The 18,496-nt window shown below is 63.7% G+C and carries 13 protein-coding genes; 3 read left to right on the forward strand and 10 right to left on the reverse strand.

What is annotated here, in order from left to right:
• Positions 1–76: 76 nt before the first annotated feature.
• On the forward strand, positions 77–913 hold the full coding sequence (locus X268_RS31050) for an MlaD family protein (protein ID WP_128928470.1): 837 nt from the start codon (positions 77–79) through the stop codon (positions 911–913).
• Between the two features lie 158 nt (positions 914–1,071).
• On the opposite strand, the gene X268_RS31055 is transcribed toward X268_RS31050, so the two are convergent.
• From X268_RS31055 to urtA, 9 genes are all read right to left on the reverse strand, one after another.
• On the reverse strand, positions 1,072–3,981 hold the full coding sequence (locus X268_RS31055; protein ID WP_128928471.1) for an autotransporter outer membrane beta-barrel domain-containing protein: 2,910 nt from the start codon (positions 3,979–3,981) through the stop codon (positions 1,072–1,074).
• A 249-nt stretch (positions 3,982–4,230) separates the two neighbouring features.
• Positions 4,231–5,271, reverse strand: a complete 1,041-nt coding sequence (locus X268_RS31060; protein WP_128928472.1) for an aliphatic amidase — start codon at positions 5,269–5,271, stop codon at positions 4,231–4,233.
• Positions 5,272–5,315: 44 nt separating this feature from the next.
• Entirely contained in the window at positions 5,316–5,693 is a 378-nt protein-coding gene (locus X268_RS31065) for an FmdB family zinc ribbon protein (RefSeq protein ID WP_128929446.1), read from the reverse strand.
• A gap of 96 nt (positions 5,694–5,789) precedes the next feature.
• Positions 5,790–7,019, reverse strand: coding sequence for a formamidase (gene fmdA, locus X268_RS31070; RefSeq protein ID WP_128928473.1), 1,230 nt, complete (start codon positions 7,017–7,019; stop codon positions 5,790–5,792).
• Positions 7,020–7,046: 27 nt separating this feature from the next.
• Complete coding sequence (urtE, locus tag X268_RS31075; RefSeq protein ID WP_128928474.1) at positions 7,047–7,736, reverse strand: urea ABC transporter ATP-binding subunit UrtE; 690 nt, start codon at positions 7,734–7,736, stop codon at positions 7,047–7,049.
• A 227-nt stretch (positions 7,737–7,963) separates the two neighbouring features.
• Positions 7,964–8,719 carry an urea ABC transporter ATP-binding protein UrtD gene (urtD, locus tag X268_RS31080; protein ID WP_128928475.1) on the reverse strand — a complete coding sequence of 252 codons (756 nt, stop codon included), beginning with the start codon at positions 8,717–8,719 and terminating at the stop codon, positions 7,964–7,966.
• Positions 8,720–8,729: 10 nt separating this feature from the next.
• The gene (gene urtC / locus X268_RS31085) at positions 8,730–9,872 is read right to left on the reverse strand and encodes an urea ABC transporter permease subunit UrtC (RefSeq protein WP_164938024.1); all 1,143 of its coding nucleotides are present in this window, start codon (positions 9,870–9,872) and stop codon (positions 8,730–8,732) included.
• 17 nt (positions 9,873–9,889) lie between these two features.
• Positions 9,890–10,816 (reverse strand): urea ABC transporter permease subunit UrtB, encoded by a 927-nt coding sequence (gene urtB / locus X268_RS31090; RefSeq protein ID WP_128928476.1) that lies wholly within the window; start codon positions 10,814–10,816, stop codon positions 9,890–9,892.
• A gap of 148 nt (positions 10,817–10,964) precedes the next feature.
• Positions 10,965–12,224: an urea ABC transporter substrate-binding protein gene (gene urtA, locus X268_RS31095; RefSeq protein WP_128928477.1), complete on the reverse strand. Its 1,260-nt coding sequence runs from the start codon at positions 12,222–12,224 to the stop codon at positions 10,965–10,967.
• Positions 12,225–12,391: 167 nt separating this feature from the next.
• On the opposite strand from urtA, the gene X268_RS31100 reads away from it, so the two are divergent.
• Complete coding sequence (locus X268_RS31100; protein WP_128928478.1) at positions 12,392–15,763, forward strand: hybrid sensor histidine kinase/response regulator; 3,372 nt, start codon at positions 12,392–12,394, stop codon at positions 15,761–15,763.
• Positions 15,747–16,673: a response regulator gene (locus X268_RS31105; protein WP_164938025.1), complete on the forward strand. Its 927-nt coding sequence runs from the start codon at positions 15,747–15,749 to the stop codon at positions 16,671–16,673. Before X268_RS31100 ends, X268_RS31105 begins: the two co-directional genes overlap by 17 nt.
• A gap of 241 nt (positions 16,674–16,914) precedes the next feature.
• On the opposite strand, the gene X268_RS31110 is transcribed toward X268_RS31105, so the two are convergent.
• A complete protein-coding gene (locus X268_RS31110; RefSeq protein WP_164938026.1) occupies positions 16,915–18,417 on the reverse strand; it encodes a flavin-containing monooxygenase in 1,503 nt (500 codons plus the stop codon).
• Positions 18,418–18,496: the final 79 nt, after the last annotated feature.

The raw sequence follows: 18,496 nt of genomic DNA on the forward strand, positions 1-18,496 counted from the left end.
CCCGCCCTAATATTGCGACCGAAGCGCCATCCGGGCTCCTTCCAACTTCGCCGCTTTGGCCGTAAAATCTTCCTGCATGGCACGCGCGAGCAATCTTGTAATCGGCACGGTGACGCTGGCGGTGATCGCCGTGGCGTTCGGCGGCCTGCTCGGCGTGCAGAAATGGCGCACCATCCAGAGCCGCAGCCAGTTGCGCGTGGTGTTCGAGGGCGGCTCCGCCAGCGGCCTGCGTCGCGGCGGCCCGGTCAATTTCGATGGCGTGCCCGCCGGCCAGATCCTGTCGATCAAGCTGGACAGTCCGCGCCGGATCGTGGCGCTGGTGATGCTCGACAACACCGCACCGATCCGCAAGGACACCGTGGCGGGCATCGAGTTCCAGGGCCTCACCGGCGTTGCCGCGATCTCGCTGATCGGAGGCGCTCCCACCGCGCCACCGGTGCCGCTGGACTCGGACGGCGTCCCCGTATTGACCGCCGATCTCAGCGACGCCGAATCCATCGTCGAGACCCTGCACAGCGTCGACCGCACGATCGTCAGCAACGCCCCCGCCATCAAGGACGGCCTGCGCACGTTCGAAGATTACACTGCCGATCTCCGGAGCAAGGGCGGCGAGATCGATTCCGTCATGGCCAAGGTCGACAGCGCCTTCGCGGGCTTCGACAAGGCGGTCACGAAGATCGAGGGCGTGGTGCCCGGCTTTGTCAACGGCAAGGCCGACGAGCTGTTCGAGAAGATCAAGGGACTGCATGAGCTTGCCGACACCATGAAGACGAAGTCGGCGAGCTATATCGAGGACATCCGTCGCTCGCTGCTCGACGTCAGCGAGGCCGCCAACAAGATGAGCGGAACGCCCGCACCGGCCGCGCCCCCACGGCCGCGTCCGCCGAGCAAGCCACCGCAGAAGAAGCAGTAGCGATCTTTTCTCACCTTCGCTGAAGGATTGACGGCCGCCTCATCTAAAGCGCGATAAGATTTAGATGAATCGTCATCGCTCTTTAGGTTGTTGCTTTCGCATGATCATTCCGGAAAACCGCTTCGCACTTTTCCGGATCATGCTTTAGCGACGAGGTCTTACCACGCGTAGCGCACGAGCCCCTTGCCGGCGTAGGAGCGGGTGACGTTCGAGAACTCCCCCTCAAAGGTCGCCGACGCTGACCAGCCGTTCATCCAGTTCATCTGCGCCGAGGCCGTGGTCAGCGCCGCATCGCGCGCCTGCACGGCACCGTTCACGACGAAGGCCGATCCCGGCAGCGTCTGGAACACCGCGCCGACCGTGCGGTCCGGATTGTAATCATGCGCCCAGGCGAGCCGGCCGCGCAGGGTCATCAGGCCGCTGGCCGCGGCAAAGGACCGGTCCGCGCGCAGGCCGAGCTCGGAGCGGGTGCTGGTCACGTCCTTGGCGGCATAGCTGAGCGCGAAGACATTGCTGCCGACCACGGCGGACTCTGCATAGGAGGGAAGGCTGAACAGGGTGGCCTGGAGCGCGGCGTAAGGCGTGACGCCGGCCCATTGCATGGCATAGCGATAGCCGCCCTCGATGCGGCCCGAGATCGCGTTGGTGTTGAACTGCGCGCGCAACTGGTCATAGCCGGCAGCGGTCACGACGCGGTTGGTCGTGACGTCCTGCCAGCCATAAGCGAGCGCCGCCGTGACGTAAGCCGGTCCGGCCGTATGGCGCACGAAGGCGCCGGCCTGGAACAGATCAGAGCGCCCCCAACCGAGCCCGCTGACGTTGAACCCGGTCCCGCCGCCCGAGAGGGCGAAGCCCGCAACCGTCGACGGCGAGAAGCGGTAGTCGAGGCCTACGGCGGTGCCATAGACGCTGCTGGTGGTGGTGTTCGAGCCGAGGCCGGCGTTGCCATCGGTGGCCTGCGAGCCGCCATAGCCGGCCGCCCACACGTCCCAGCGCTGCTCGAACGTCGCAGCTGGCGCCCTGCGGTCGATCGCGGCAAAGGCGCCGCGCGCGCTTCCGTCATGTGCACTCCTGCCGGTCGCCGCATAAGCGTTCGCACTCGCCTCATCGCCAAACGGGGTCGTTCCAGGCGCGCCACTGCGCCCTGAGCCGAACACATCGGTCAGCAGGCCGAGGAACAGGCTCATCGCGTTGAAGGTGGTCTGCTGCGATCCCGTGCCCGATTCACCGGAGGCCTGCGTGAGACCGGCCGGCGAGAGATTGGCGAGCGCCAGGGGAAGGCTGCCGGTGCGGTCGAAATAGCGCGCCAGCGCGTTGGCAACGCTCTGCTGGTTGACGTTGAGGCCGGAACCGTAGCTCAGCGAAAGATCGAGAAAGACGTTGTTCGGATCGTAGCTCAGCACAGCCTTCAGGTTCGACGAGAGCCCGGCGACGACCGGATTGAACGTGTCGGGGAGCGTCGTCGCCGTCAGGATCGTGTAGTGCTTCGCGCCCGAGCCGGTCGGGACGACGACGACCGTGGCACTGCCGAGCGTCGCCGTTCCTGTCACGACCGCGAGGCCGTTGCTGGCGCCCGAGATTTGGACCTTGTAGTTCGACGCCGACGTGAAGGCGAGATCACCGGACACGGTCAGCGTGCCGGTCGGATGGCCCGGCGCCAGCGTACCGCCGTTCACCGCGGTGGTGCCGACCGTGCCGACGCCACCGAACGTGCCGCTGCTCGCAACGATCATGGTGCCGTTGATGGTGCCGGCGAGCATGAGCGTGCCGCCGAGCACGCTCCAGTCTTGATTGCCTGTGCCGGTCACGGTCCAGGTCGAGCTGTCGCCCTTGTTGAAGGTCGAAAAGCCGACATACTGGAGACCGCCGCCGATCAGGCCGAGATTGAACGTATCCTTGCCGGTGCCGCCGAGCTGGAATGTGTCGGTGCCGGCGCCGAGCACTTGGCCGGTGATGACGCTGCCGGGGCCGAGGGTGAGCGTATTGGGGCCGCAGGCGCAGAAGTCGATCGCGACGGCACCGGACGCACTGGCGTTGATCGTTCCCGAATTGAAGACGCTCCCCCCGCCGTCCACTCTGATGCCGACACTGCTGGCGCCGACGGTGACGATGCCGGTATTGATGACCTTGTTGGTCGAACTGAAAGCAACCACGTCGATGCCGACGCCGGAAGCGCCGACGGTGATGCTGCCGCTGTTGGTAACTGTGTTGGAAATACCAACCGCGACGATGCCTTCGGCGAAATCACCGGCGGTGATCCGCCCGCTGTTGGCGATCGTGGCCCGATCACCCTGCACGAAAATGCCCGCCGAGCTGTTGCCCCCTACCATGATCGTGCCGCCGTTGGTGATCTTGGAATCGTCCCCCTGCACGGCAATGCCGACGCCCAGATCGTCGGTCGCGATCGCGCCAAAATTGCTGACGGTCTGGAAGTTGCCCTGCATATAGATGCCGGCGGCGTTCTGTCCGACCGTGATCGTGCCCGGCGCGGCGTTGGTGATGGTATTGTTCTGGCCCGCGAAGATGCCTGTGCCCGACGCGCCGGCCGACAGCGCGCCGCTGTTGGTGACGGTGTTGTTGTCGCCAATCGAGATCGCGACGCCGCTATTGCCGGTCGCGATCGTTCCGGCATTGGCGATGATGTTGTGATCGATCGCGTGGATTCCGAGACCGTTGTCGAGCGCCGTGATGGTGCCGTTGTTGGTCACGACGTTCGAATTTCCGGCTCCGATCCCGGTCAGGCCGGAGCCTGCCGACAAAGTCCCGTTGTTGATGACCCCGTTAGAATCATTGACGCCGATCGAAAGCCCGCCGTTGTCGTTCACGGTCGCGCCCGAGAGCACGTTGACATTGAGGCTGTCGACGCCGACACCGGCCTGAAAGCCGTCGGCGTCCGTGCCGCCGCAGGTGACAGTCTGGCCGCTGGTGGCCGGATCGGGTGCGCACAGCGCGTTGACCGGCGTCGTGAGAAGGCTGAGGCCAAAGAAGACCAGCGATACGCTGGCGAGAGACGCAGCGACGCAACGGCGCAGTCGACGCTGCCGCCACGATAGCCCCTCGTCCCTCACGCCACGCCCCCCCGCCATTGCAGCGGGAACTTAGGCCATCGGGGGGCCCCGTAAAACTACGGCGCGGCCGGAATGCGCCCGTTTGGCACACAACCGAGGCCGAATCCCGCCATCATGTTGCAACCGCGCCACGGTTTTGCCGAGCGCCATTCCCATTCCGCGCATCGGCGGATGCGTCAGAGCGACCGCCGTCATGGATGGCCATTCACATCGCTGACTGACCGTCCAACTCGCCGTGCCGGCGAGGGCTCAATAGTTGCTGGCCGCCGACCCATTCGGGATGCCGTCGATCGGGCATTCCTCGGTCCCCGGCGTCGAGCGGGTCATCGCCTCGACCATGTCCCGCGTCCCTTCGGGATCTTTGATCCAGTTCCTGTAGAAATCATACGGGCACGCCGCGACGCCGCGCGGGCTGTCGCCGGAATTGATCATGCCGGTGTAGCCGCGATGGACCAGCTTGTAGAGATGATTCTGCGACTGTCCGTTGCGGCGCGCATCCCGGATCAGATGCTTCGACAGCTGCGCGTACTGGATGCCGTAATCCTCCTCGCCGCATTCGCCGAGGGTGCGGCCGTCGAAGCCGATGATCGCGGAGTGACCGAAATACGAATAGACGCCGTCGAAGCCGGCGGCATTGGCGACCGCGACATAGACGTTGTTGGCCCACGCCATGGCCTTGGAGATCATGACCTGCTGCTCCTTGGCCGGGTACATGTAGCCCTGGCAGCGTACGATCAGCTCGGCCCCCTTCATGGCGCAGTCGCGCCAGATCTCCGGATAGTTGCCATCGTCGCAGATGATCAGGCTGACCTTGAGGCCCTTCGGACCCTCTGAGACATAGGTGCAGTTGCCGGGATACCAGCCCTCGATCGGCACCCAGGGCATGATCTTGCGATATTTCTGCACGATCTCGCCCTTGTCGTTCATCAGGATCAGGGTGTTATAGGGCGCCTTGTGCGGATGCTCCTCGTGGCGTTCGCCGGTGAGTGAGAACACGCCCCACACCTTGGCCTTGCGGCAGGCCTCGGCGAAGATCGCGGTCTCCTCGCCCGGCACCATTGAGGCCGTCTCGTACATCTCCTTGGAGTCGTACATGATGCCCTGCGTGGAATATTCCGGGAAGATCACGAGGTCCATGCCGGGCAGGCCGACCTTCATGCCGACGATCATGTCGGCGATCTTGCGGGCATTGTCGAGCACCTCGGCCTTTGTGTGCAGGCGGGGCATCTTGTAATTGACCACAGCGACGCCGACCGTGTCATTGCTGCTGGAGATATCACCGTGAAGCATGCTGAGCGCTCCTGTACGTTATTTGTCTGATGTGGCGTGTAGCGTTAATGGCTGATCATCCAGGGCCGCGCGGTCGGAAAACCCTTGGCGCCGCTCTTGGACTTGGTCATCAACCGCGCCGGCTTTTCCCTGTCCGTCGAGCTCTTGTCCTTGACGGTCTTGCCGGAGGAACAGCAGCCGCAGCCCGGGCCGTGCGAAGCCTTGTATTGCGCCAGCGTCTGCGGCGCGTGAGTGCTGCGTTCGTTGACGGCGTGGGCCTTACGCTTGTCCGCCGGCATGCAGAAGAAATTCGGTGCGGTCAGGATCACCCGCGGCGCCAGCGTCGCGCAGTGCGGGCAGTTCTGCGGATCGTCGCATTCCGCCATCGGGCGCAGGTCCTTGAAGGGACCGCAATCGTCACAGAGATATTCGTAGACCGGCATTTTGTGGTCCTTCGTGTTCTTCAATCCGTCGTCCTTCGAGGCTCGCCTTGCCTTGCAAGGCGAGCACCTCAGGATGACGGGGATGGCGCGCAGGGATCACTTGTCCGGCGAGATCGGCATCTGGATATCGTCGGTGATGTGCTTGATCGGACCTGCCGCCGACGGCATCACGTCGAAATCGAAGATCTCGGTCGGCAGCCATAGGGTGGCGCAGGCGTTGGGCACGTCGACCACGCCGGAGATGTGGCCCTGGCACGGCGCGGTGCCGAGGATCGAATAGGCCTGGGCGCCGGAGTAGCCGAACTTCTTGAGATACTCGATGGCGTTGAGACAGGCCTGGCGATAGGCGATGTGAACGTCGAGATAGTGCTGCTTGCCGGCCTCGTCCACCGAGATGCCTTCGAAGATCAGATAGTCCTTGTAGTTCGGCGTGATCGGCGACGGCTTGAAGATCGGATTCTTGATGCCATATTTCGACATGCCGTCCTTGATCACTTCCACCTTCAGGTGCAGCCAGCCGGCCATTTCGATCGCGCCGCAGAAGGTGATCTCGCCATCGCCCTGGCTGAAATGCAGGTCGCCCATCGAGAGACCCGCGCCGGGCACGTAGACCGGGAAGTAGATCTTCGAGCCGCGCGAGAGATCCTTGATGTCGCAATTGCCGCCATGCTCGCGCGGCGGCACGGTGCGCGCGCCTTCGGCGCCGATCTTGGCCTTGATGTCGCCCTTGGCGCGGCCGCCATGGGCGGTTGCCGCGAACGGCGGGTTGGCAAGGCCGGGCACGCGGGTCGGATTGGTCGAGATCAGCTCGGCCTCGCGCTTGTTCCAGGTCTCCAGCATCTTCGGATCGGGCAGGCAGCCGATCAGGCCGGGATGGATGAGACCGGCGAAGTTGACGCCGGGCACGTGACGCGACGAAGTGTAGAGACCCTTGATGTCCCAGATCGACTTCTGCGCCAGCGGAAAGTGGTCGGTGAGGAAGCCGCCGCCGTTCTGCTTGGAGAAGAAGCCGTTGAAGCCCCACAGGCTCTCCTTGAGCGGGCCGACGTCGAGCAGGTCGACGACGAGGAGATCGCCGGGCTCGGCGCCCTTGACGCCGATCGGGCCGGACAGGAAGTGCACGATCGACAGATCGATGTCGCGCACGTCGTCGGCGGAATCGTTGTTCTTGATGAAGCCGCCGGTCCAGTCATAGGTCTCGATGATGAAATCGTCGCCGGGATTGACCCAGGCCACGATCGGGATGTCGGGGTGCCAGCGGTTATGCACCATGTCATTTTCATAGGCCGACTTGGTGAGATCGACCTTGATCAGTGTCTCTGGCATCGAGATGCTCCCCTTTTACACAGTTGGTTAGACGGACAGATATTTCGAAACCTGCGCGGCATCGACGGCGTCGCGCGGATCGTCGCGCACGATCTCGCCGTTCTCGATCACCAACACGCGGTCGGCGATGTCGAGCGCGAAGCTCAGGACCTGCTCGGAGACGACGATCGAGAGCCCCTTCTCGTCGCGGATGCGCTTGAGGGTGCGCGCCATCTCCTTGATGATGGAGGGCTGAATGCCTTCGGTCGGCTCGTCCAGCAGCAAGACCTTCGGCTTGGTCGCGAGCGCGCGCGCAATGGCGAGCTGCTGCTGCTGGCCGCCGGACAGATTGCCGCCGCGGCGGCCCTTCATTTCCAGCAGCACCGGAAACAATTCGTAGATGTCGCCAGGCACCTCGGATTCGCCTGCGACCACGAGACCGGTCTCGATGTTCTCCTTCACCGTCATAGTCGAGAAGATCATGCGGCCCTGCGGCACGTAAGCGAGCCCCTTGGCGACACGCTCGTAGCTCTTGAGGCCGCCGAGCTCGGCGCCGTCCATGGTTACCGAGCCGCTTCTAGCCGGCAGGATGCCCATCAGCGACTTCATCAGCGTGGTCTTGCCCATGCCGTTGCGGCCCATGATCGCCACGATCTCGTTCGGCGCGACCTTGACGTTGAGCCCGTGCAGCACCTCGCTCTGGCCGTAGGCAACGTGGAGATCTGAAATAGCCAGCATCGATTACTCCCAGGCTCGGTGTGTCTCTTTCCTTCTCCCCTTGTGGGAGAAGGTGGCGCGGACGAAGTCCGCGACGGACGAGGGGTCGGCATCTGCGCATGCGAGAGGCAGTTTGGCTCGCGGAGAGACACCCCTCACCCCGATCGCATCTGACGATGCGATCCGACCTCTCCCACAAGGGGGGAGGTGCACCGTCAGTGCTGCGGACTCGTTGGGTTTCACCATCGTCAGTGCCCCAGGTACACTTCGACGACCTTCGGGTCGTTCTTCACCTTCTCCATCGTCCCCTCCGAGAGGATCTGGCCCTGGTGCAGCACGGTGACCTTGTGCGCGATGTCCTCGACGAACTTCATGTCGTGCTCGATCACCAGCACCGAACGGTTCTTGATGATGCGGTTGAGCAGCTCTGCCGTCTTGGCGCGCTCGGATACGCTCATGCCGGCGACCGGCTCATCCAGCATCAGGAGGTCCGGATCCTGGATCAGCAGCATGCCGATCTCGAGCCACTGCTTCTGGCCGTGGCTGAGCTCGTCGGCATAGGTGTTGAGCTTGTCCTTGAGGAAGATCATCTCCGCGACCTCCTCGACCCGGTCCTTCACCAGCTGGTCGCGTTGAAAGGTCAGCGAGCCGAACACGGTGCGGCCGCGCGGAAACGAGATCTCGAGGTTCTCGAACACGGTGAGATCCTCGAACACCGACGGCGTCTGGAATTTGCGCCCGACGCCGGTCTGCACGATCTCGTTCTCCTTCATCTTCGTGAGCTCCTTGCCACGAAACTGGATCGAGCCCGAGGTCGCCTTGGTCTTGCCGCAGATCAGGTCGAGCACCGTGGTCTTGCCGGCGCCGTTGGGACCGATGATGACGCGAATCTCGTTCTCCTCGACGTAGAAGGAGAGGTCGTTGACCGCCTTGAACCCGTCGAACGAGACGGTCAGGCCGGAAACCGCGAGCAGGAATTCCTTGGGCTGATGACCAACAAGCATGATCGTCTCCTCACTCTGCCGGCGCGCCGTCGGCGACCGAATTGCCGTTCCAGCCCGACTTCGCCTTGCGCGAGGCGAACAGCCGATCGATGTGCGGTTGCACGTAGTCGGCCCAAAGCCCGGACAGACCGTTCGGGAAAGCGAGCACGACCGCGATGAACAGCGCGCCGAGACCGAACAGCCAGAGCTGCGGGAAGGATTCCGACAGGCTGGTCTTGGCGAAATTCACCAGGATGGCGCCCCAGATCGCGCCGAAGATCGACATCCGCCCGCCGACCGCGGTGTAGATCACCATCTCGATCGACGGCACGATGCCGACGAAGGACGGCGACATGAAACCGACATTGAGCGCGAACATGGCGCCGCCGATTGCGGCGAAGATCGCGGCCATGCAGAAGGCGAAGATCTTGAAGTTGGCGACGCTGTAGCCGGAGAAGCGGACGCGGTCCTCCTGCTCGCGCATCGCCACCAGGATGCGGCCGAGCTTGGTCAGACGGATGAACTGCGCGATGCCGATGCAGGCGAACAGCAGCACCACCTCGACGAAGTACAGGATGACCTTGGCGTGGTCGGGCCGGATGTCCCAGCCCTTGAGCGTGCGCAGATCGGTCATGCCGTTGATGCCGCCGGTATAGCCCTGCTGGCCGACGATCAGGATGGTGAGGATGGCGGCGACGGCCTGGGTGATGATGGCAAAGTAGGTGCCGCCGACGCGGCGCTTGAACATCGCGGTGCCGATGATCAGGGCGAAGATGCCGGGGACCAGGATGATGGCGAGGATGGTGAAGGTGAGGCTGTGAAACGGCTGCCAGAAGAACGGCAGCGCCGTGATCTGATTCCAGTCCATGAAATCGGGGATGCCGGGCGTCGACTGGATCTTGGTGTTCTCGACGCTGGAGGCTTCGAGCTTGAGGAACATCGCCATGCAATAGCCGCCGAGGCCGAAGAACACGCCCTGCCCCAGGCTCAAGATGCCGCCATAGCCCCAGCACAGCACGAGGCCGAGCGCGACAAAGGCGTAGGTCAGATATTTCGCGACCAGATTGAGGCGGAACACGTCGAGCGTCAGCGGCAGGATCACGAGCAGCACGGCGGCGAGCGCGATGAAGCCCATGAGTTCGGATCGGTTGAAGAAGCGTGAGTTGATGATCATGACTTGCCTGCTTCTCGTTATTTGCGGACCTTGAGGGCGAACAGACCCTGCGGTCGCAGCATCAGGATGCCGACGACGGCAAGCAGCGTGAGCACCTTGGCCATCGACCCCGACATGAAGAATTCGAGCGTCGACTGCGTCTGCGAGATCGAGAACGCGGAGGCGATGGTCCCGAGCAGGCTGGCGGCGCCGCCGAACACCACGACCAGGAACGTATCCACGATATAGAGCTGTCCGGAGGTCGGCCCGGTCGAGCCGATCATGGTGAAGGCGCTGCCGGCGACGCCGGCGATGCCGCAACCGAGGCCGAACGTGTAGCGATCGACCTTCTCGGTGTTGATGCCGACGGCGCCGGCCATGATGCGGTTCTGCACAACGGCGCGCACCTGGCGGCCCCAGCGCGACATGTAGAGCACATAGGCGACGGCGATGGTGATCAGCACGGTGAGGCACATCACGAAGACGCCGTTGATCGGCACTTCGATGCTGTCGGTGACGTGCAGCGAGCCAAGCATCCATTGCGGCAGCTCGACGCCGACCTCGCGTGCGCCGAACACGGAGCGATAGGCCTGCTGCAGCATCAGGCTGAGGCCCCAGGTCGCGAGCAGCGTATCAAGGGGACGCTTGTAGAGGTGCCGTATCAGCACCCATTCCACCAGCATGCCCAGCGCGCCGGATGCGAGAAAGGCCAATATCATGGCAAGGAAGAAGTAGCCGCTGAACAGGCTCGGCAAATAGACCTGGAAGAGATTGGAGGTCATCCAGGTGACGTAGGCCCCGAGGATCATGAACTCGCCATGGGCCATGTTGATGACGCCCATCTGGCCGAAGATGATGGCAAGTCCGAGCGCCATCAGTACGTAGACCGAGAACAGGATCAGTCCTGCAAAACCCTGCATGACGAAGATGGAGCCGAGATCACCAAGCGAGTAGTCGCCGAACATCGATGTCCTCCGTCGGGGGAATAGGGTCCCGCGTCGCGACGCAGGGTCGCGACGCGGGGTCTTGGGCATGGACTTGCGGGTCCACGCCAGGGAGCGGTTTGCCTTGAGAGAAAGTGCGATGGGCGCCGCGACTCGCTGGTAGCGCTTCTTACTGGTAGCCCTTGGGAAACGGATCCGGCTCGACGAGATCGGCGGTCTCGTAGATCAGCTCGAACTGGCCATCGAGCTTGGCGCGGCCGACGCGGGTCTTCGACCAGAGGTGATGGTTCTCGTGGATGCGCACATAGCCTTCCGGCGCGCCCTTGAACTCGACGCCCGGCGACGCCGCCGCGATCTTGTCGACGTCGAAGGAGCCGGCCTTCTCGACCGTCAGCTTCCACAGCCACGGGCCGAGGTAGGCCGCCTGGGTGACGTCTCCGATCACCGTCTTCTCGCCCCACATCTTCTTGAACGCCGATACGAAGGCCTTGTTGTTGGCATTGTCGAGCGACTGGAAGTACTTCATGCAGGCATAGGCGCCCGCGATGTTCTCGCCGCCGATGCCGTCGATCTCGTCTTCGGTCACCGAGATCGTCAGCAGCGGCTGCTTGGAGAGGTCAATGCCGGCCGCCTTGAGCTGCTTGTAGAACGCAACGTTGGAACCGCCGACGACGTCGGTGAAGATGACGTCGGGCTTGGTCAGCTTGATCTTGTTGATGACCGAGTTGAACTGCGTCGAGCCGAGCGCGTAATACTCCTCGCCGACGACCTTGCCCTTCAGCACGTTCTCGACATGCTTGCGCGCGATCTTGTTGGAGGTGCGTGGCCAGATGTAGTCGGAGCCGATGAAGAAGAACGACTTCGCGCCCTTCTCCTTGGCGATCCAGTTCAGGCCGGCGAGGATCTGCTGGGTCGCCTCCTGCCCGGTGTAGATGACGTTCTTGGACTGCTCGAGGCCTTCATAGAAGGTCGGGTAGTAAAGCATGCCGTTGTACTGCTCGACGACCGGCAGCACCGCCTTGCGCGAGGCCGAGGTCCAGCAGCCCATGATCGCCGCGACCTTGTCGTTGACCAAGAGCTTCTTGGCCTTTTCCGCAAAGGTCGGCCAATCGCTGGCACCGTCCTCCTGGATGAACTTGATCTTGCGCCCAAGCACGCCGCCGGCGGCGTTGATCTGCTCGATGGCGAGCTTTTCGGCCTGGATCGAGCCGGTTTCGGAGATGGCCATGGTGCCGGTCGCCGAGTGCAGGATACCGACCGTCACCTCGGTGTCGGTGACCGCAAGACCCGTAGTGTTGACCGCGGAGGTCGCCGGGGTCTGCGCAAATGACCCTCGCGGCAGCATGGTGATGGCCGGCACGGCGGCCATTCCCATCAATAGTTTGCGCCGAAGCGGCGACAACAGGCCCTTGTTTTCTTCGTCCGACATGAGCACCCCACTTTTGTTCGAGAACACGCGATTGGCGCCGTGAGGATGGCTCGGATTTGTGCAGCGGAAGCATACGCAAGATCGCGTATATTGCACCGCAAAATGCCGACGTAGGCTTTTGGTACGGAATTTGCGAGGGGTCCGGGTCCGTATCGGGAGTTGGGTTAGTGGCAGGGCGGCAGCGAATCGACCGCGTCAGGCGCCAGTACAACCAGTGGGTCGCCAACCAGACGCTGGAGGACTACGCGCTGCGTTTCACCGCCAAGGGCGCGCGCCGCTGGTCCGCCGCCCGGGTCGCCAACACCGCGCTGGGCGCGATCTCGTTCCTGGCGATGGAGGCGATTGGCGGCACCATCACCCTGAACTATGGCGTCACCAATGCGACCGCCGCCATCCTCGTGGTCTCGATCATCATCTTCTGCTGCGGCGTGCCGATCGCCTATTATGCCGCCAAATGCGGCATCGACATCGACCTGCTCACCCGCGGTGCCGGCTTCGGCTACATCGGTTCGACCGTCACCTCGCTGATCTACGCGTCCTTCACCTTCATCTTCTTTGCGATCGAAGCCGTAATTCTCGCCTCCGCTCTCGAGATGTGCTTCGGGATTCCGCGGCCGGTCGGCTATCTCATCAGCGCCGTCGTCATCATCCCGCTGGTGGCCTACGGCATCACCCTGATCAGCCGTTTCCAGCTCTGGACGCAACCGCTGTGGATCGTGCTCCACATCATTCCATTTGCGGCGATCGCCTGGCACAACCCGCACTCCTTCACGGAATGGCGCAAATTTGCCGGCGAGCACGGCGATCTCAACGGCCAGTTCGATCTATTGCTGTTCGGCGTCGCGGCCTCGGTGGTGTTTTCGCTGGTGGCGCAGATCGGCGAGCAGGTCGACTTCCTGCGCTTCCTGCCGCGCGACCGCCGGGCCTCCAGGGCCTCCTGGTGGATGGCGCTGATGAGCGCCGGGCCGGGCTGGATCGTGCTGGGTGCGCTGAAGCTCCTGGCCGGCTCCTTCCTCGCCTTCTTCGCGCTCAGTCATGGTGTGCCGCCCGAGGAGGCCGCCGAGCCGGCGCACATGTATCTCGAAGCGTTCCGCTATGTGCTGTCGCAGCCGGACCTCGCGCTGGCACTGACCGGCACGTTCGTGATCCTGTCGCAGGTCAAGATCAACGTCACCAACGCCTATGCCGGCTCGATCGCCTGGTCGAACTTCTTTTCGCGCCTGACCCACAGCCATCCCGGCCGCGTCGTCTGGCTGGTCTTCAACGTCATCGTGGCGCTGCTGCTGATGGAGATCGGCGTCTACAAGGCCCTGGAGCAGACGCTGGCGCTTTATTCGAATGTCGCGATCGCCTGGGTCGGCGCGCTGGTCGCAGATCTCGTGGTCAACAAGCCGCTTGGGTTGCGACCCCAGCAGATCGAGTTCAAGCGGGCGCATCTCTACGACATCAATCCGGTCGGCGTGGGCGCGATGACGATCGCGACCATCGTCTCCATCAGCGCCTTCTACGGCCTGTTCGGGCCCACCGCGAAGGCGCTGTCGGCCTTCATCGCGCTCGCGGTGGCCTTCATCGCCGCGCCGTTGATTGCCTGGGCCACCGACGGCAAGTACTACATCGCACGCAAGCCGAAGCGGAGCTGGCAGAACATCGAGGCGATCCAGTGCTGCATCTGCGAGCACTCGTTCGAGCCGGAGGACATGGCCTCCTGCCCCGCTTACGCCGGGCCGATCTGCTCCTTGTGCTGTTCGCTGGACGCGCGCTGCCACGACCTCTGCAAGCCGCATGCGCGGATCCAGGCGCAGGTGTCGGAGACGCTGGGCAAGCTGATGCCGCAGCCGATCTACGCCCGGATCAACTCGCAGCTCGGCCATTATATCGGCGTGTTCGTGGTCTCCGCCGGCCTGGTCGCCCTGGTGCTCGGACTCATCTATCTGCAGACCTCGGCAAGCGTACATGGCGAGAACGTGCTCGTCTCCGACCTGCTGTGGAAGGTGTTCTTTTCGCTCAGCATCATCATCGGCGTGGTGGCCTGGCTATTCGTGCTGGCGCAGCAGAGCCGCCGCGCGGCCGAAGCCGAGACGCGGCGCCAGACCGCGCTGCTGATCCAAGAGATCGACGCCCACAAGCGCACCGATGCCGAGCTCCAGCGCGCCAAGGAAGTCGCCGAATCCGCCAACCTCGCCAAGAGCCGCTACGTGGTGGGCCTGAGCCACGAGCTGCGCTCGCCGCTGAACGCGATCAGCGGCTATGCCCAGCTTCTGGAGCAGGATACGACGCTCAGCACCAAGCCGCGCGACCAGGTTCGTGTCGTGCGCCGCAGCGCCGACCATCTCTCCGGCCTGATCGACGGCATTCTGGACATCTCCAAGATCGAGGCGGGGCGATTGTATCTGTCGCGCGACGAGGTGCGCTTAAGCGAATTCCTCGACCAGCTGGTCGGCATGTTCCGTCTTCAGGCCGCCGCCAAGGGCATCGATTTCGTGTTCCGACGACCGGCACATCTGCCGGTCGTGGTCTATGCCGACGAGAAGCGGCTGCGCCAGGTGCTGATCAACCTGCTCTCCAACGCGATCAAGTTCACCCAGACCGGCAGCGTGCAGTTCGTCGTGCACTATCGCAGCCCCGTCGCCGAGTTCGAGGTGATCGACACCGGGCCAGGCATCCAGGGCGACGATCTCGAGCGCATCTTCGCGCCGTTCGAGCGCGGTGCGCTCGGCGCCTCGCAGCCGCAGACCGGCACCGGGCTCGGCCTCACCATCAGCCGCCTGCTCGCGGGCGTGATGGGCGGCGATATCAAGGTCACGAGCACCGTCGGCACCGGCTCGACGTTCAAGGTCAAGATCCTGCTCTCGGAGGTCACCAATCCGCAGCGCATCGCGCCGGTGGAAGCCCCGGTCTCCGGCTATCACGGCGCGCGCAAGACCATCCTCATCACCGATGACGACCCCGTGCATCGCGACCTGCTGCGCGAGGTGCTGACGCCGCTCGGCTTCATCCTGCTCAGCGCCCCCGACGGTCCCGGCTGCCTTGCGCTGGCGCAGCACTGCCGGCCCGATCTGTTCCTGCTCGACATCTCGATGCCCACCATGGACGGCTGGGCCGTGGCGGAAGCCTTGCGCGCGAGCGGCCATCACCAGGCGCGCATCCTGATGGTGTCGGCGAGCGCGCTCGAAGCGCACGGCACGCCGCTGGCACAACCGTTCCACGACGGCTACCTGATGAAGCCGATCGACATCCCGCGGCTGCTGGAGACGATCCGTCAGCTCCTCAGGATCGAATGGCAATACGGCCCGGACGAGGTCGCGGTGTCGTTCTGGCGTCCCGAGAGCGGATCGAGGCCGCCGGCGCGGCACATCGAGGCGCTGATCGGGCTCGGCCAGATCGGATATGTCAGGGGTATCCAGTTGAAACTGGACGAGATCGGCAGCGAGCATCCGGAGCATGCCGATTTCGTCGCGCAGATGCGGTCGCTGGTCGACCGCTTTGATATCGACCAGTACATGGCCACATTGAAGACGTTGCATGCGCATGAACATTGAGTCGAAGAAGCGCGACGTCGCGCTCGTTGTCGATGACTCTCCGGAGACGCTGCGGCTGCTGACCGACGCGCTCGACGGCGCCGGCATGACGGTGATGGTGGCGCTCGACGGCGCAGCCGCGATGCGCATCGTCGACCAGATCACGCCCGACATCGTGCTGTTGGACGCCGTGATGCCCGGTATCGACGGCTTCGAGACCTGCCGCCGCCTCAAGCGCGATGCGGATCTTGCCAATGTCCCGGTCATCTTCATGACGGGGCTCGCCGAAACCGAGCATATCGTGCGCGGGCTCGAGGCGGGCGGCGGCGACTACGTGACCAAGCCGATCGTGATCGAGGAGATGCTGGCGCGCATCCGCGTCCATCTCGGCAATGCCCGGCTGACACAGAGCGCGCGCGCCGCGCTCGACGTCTCCGGCCGTTTCCTGTTCGCGGTCAACCACCAGGGCAACGTGCTGTGGGCGACGCCGCAGGCGCAGAAGCTGATGTCCGACCATCAGGGCACGCAGGCCGAGGACTTCGTGCTGTCGCCGTCATTGCTGCAATGGCTGGAGCAGGCCAAGGCCAAGGGCAGCTCGAAGTCTCAGGCGACCTCGCTGCCCGACAACCCGCAACTGCGGCTCTATTACATGGGCGAAACGGCGCCGAACGAGTTTCTGCTGCGGCTCTCCAGGGACTCCGGCACCGCGCTGCCGCCGGAATTCACCAGCGAGCTCGGCCTCACCACCCGCGAAGGCGAGGTGCTGGCCTGGCTCAGCAAGGGCAAGACCAACCGCGACATCGCGCAAATCCTGGGCCTCAGCCCGCGCACGGTCGACAAGCATCTCGAGCAGATCTACGCCAAGCTCGGCGTGGAGAACCGCACCGCCGCTGCGGCGATTGCGGCGAATGCGACGCGGCGGAATTCGTGAGTGTGGTGTGAAACGGTTGAGATGCCGCTCACCCGATCCACGGTGTCGTCCCGGACAAGCGCGCCTCAAGCGCGCGCCGATCCGGGACCCATAACCACAGGGAGATGTTTGGCGCGAGTTGGTAACTCCGAGTCCCCGTAACCACCCCTTCCTGTGGTTATGGGTCCCGAGTTCGCTTCGCGCCCCGGGACGACGGCGGAGCGTGTGGCGGGCGCCCGCCGCCCCTTACGCCAACAGCCCCTCACCCATAGACAAACGCCTTGTCGTCGAGGTCCGTCTTCGGAATCTCGTCCTTCTCGGTCCAGTAATCCTGGCTGTGCTGCCATTCCGGCTTGTCGCCGCGCTTGGGCAACAGATCCATGTTGCGCATCATGTAGCCGGGATTGAAGTTTTCCGGATCGATCCAGGGCAGGATCGGCATGTTGTGGTCTTCAGGTCGCAGCTTGACCTCGACCCTCCTGGCGCCTTTCGCCTTCATGTGTCCGAGCAGCCTGCAGACGAAATCGGCGACGAGGTCGACCCGCAGCGTCCAGCTGGCGCGGAAATAGCCGAACACCCAGACCATGTTCGGAACGCCCGTGAACATCATACCGCGGTAGGTGACGGCATCGCCGAAGGCGAGCGGCTTGCCGTCGATCTCGAACGCGATATCGCCGAGCGCCGCGAGATTGAAGCCGGTCGCGGTGACGATGATGTCGGCCTCGAGCACCTTGCCCGACTTGAGCTGGATACCCTTCTCGACGAAGCATTCGATCTCGTCGGTGACGACCGAGGCCTTGCCGCTGGCAATCCCCTTGAACAGATCGGCATCGGGCACGAAGGCAATACGCTGCCGCCACGGCCGGTATTTCGGCGTGAAATGTGTCTCGACATCGTAGTCCGGGCCGAGCACCGCGCTGATCTGGCCGATCAGCTCCTTCTTCACCTGCTCGGGCTTGGAGACGCAGAGTTTCGTGAAGGCGTCCTGCTCGAACAGGATCTTGCGCCGCACGATCTCGTGGATCCAGGCCTCATCGACCTGCAGCCGGCGCAGCTCCTCCGCGATCTCGATGGCGTTGCGGCCGAGTCGGAAATAGGTCGGCGAGCGCTGCAGCATGGTGACATGGGCGCATTTGTCCGCGATGTTCGGCACCAGCGTTGCCGCGGTGGCGCCCGAGCCGATCACGACGACCTTCTTGTTGGTGAGGTCGATATCGTCAGGCCAGGTCTGGGGATGGACGATGCGGCCCTTGAAGCGGTCCATGCCCTTCCATTCCGGCGTGTAGCCTTCCGAATGGCGGTAATAGCCCTGGCACATCCAGAGGAAGTTCGCGGTGAAGGTCCTGGGCTCTGCGGTGTCGGTCGTCACCGCCTCGATGGTCCAGAGATTGTGCTCGCTCGACCAGCTCGCCGAATTGATCTTGTGCTTGTAGCGGATATGCCGCGCGATATCGTTGTCGTCGATCACCTCTTTCATATAGGAGAGGATCTCCTCGGCGGTCGCAATCGGCGGCCCGACCCACGGCTTGAAGCTGTAGCCAAAAGTATGGAGATCGCTGTCGGAGCGAATGCCGGGATAGCGATGTGTGCTCCAGGTGCCTCCAAATGTTTCCTGCGTCTCCAGGATGACGTAGCTCGTGCCCGGAAGCTGCTTCTGGATGTGATAGGCGCTACCGATGCCGGAGATGCCGGCGCCGACGATCAGCACGTCGAAATGTTCCGATGCCTGTTTGGCCATGGCGTGACTGCGAACAGCGACATTCATTGTTGATTCTATGCCTTGCTTGTTTTTGTGGCCGCCCTTGTCCGGACGACGCGTTTCCTCCGCGACGGGCATGGTCGCC

The organism is Bradyrhizobium guangxiense (assembly GCF_004114915.1).
GTDB lineage: Bacteria > Pseudomonadota > Alphaproteobacteria > Rhizobiales > Xanthobacteraceae > Bradyrhizobium > Bradyrhizobium guangxiense.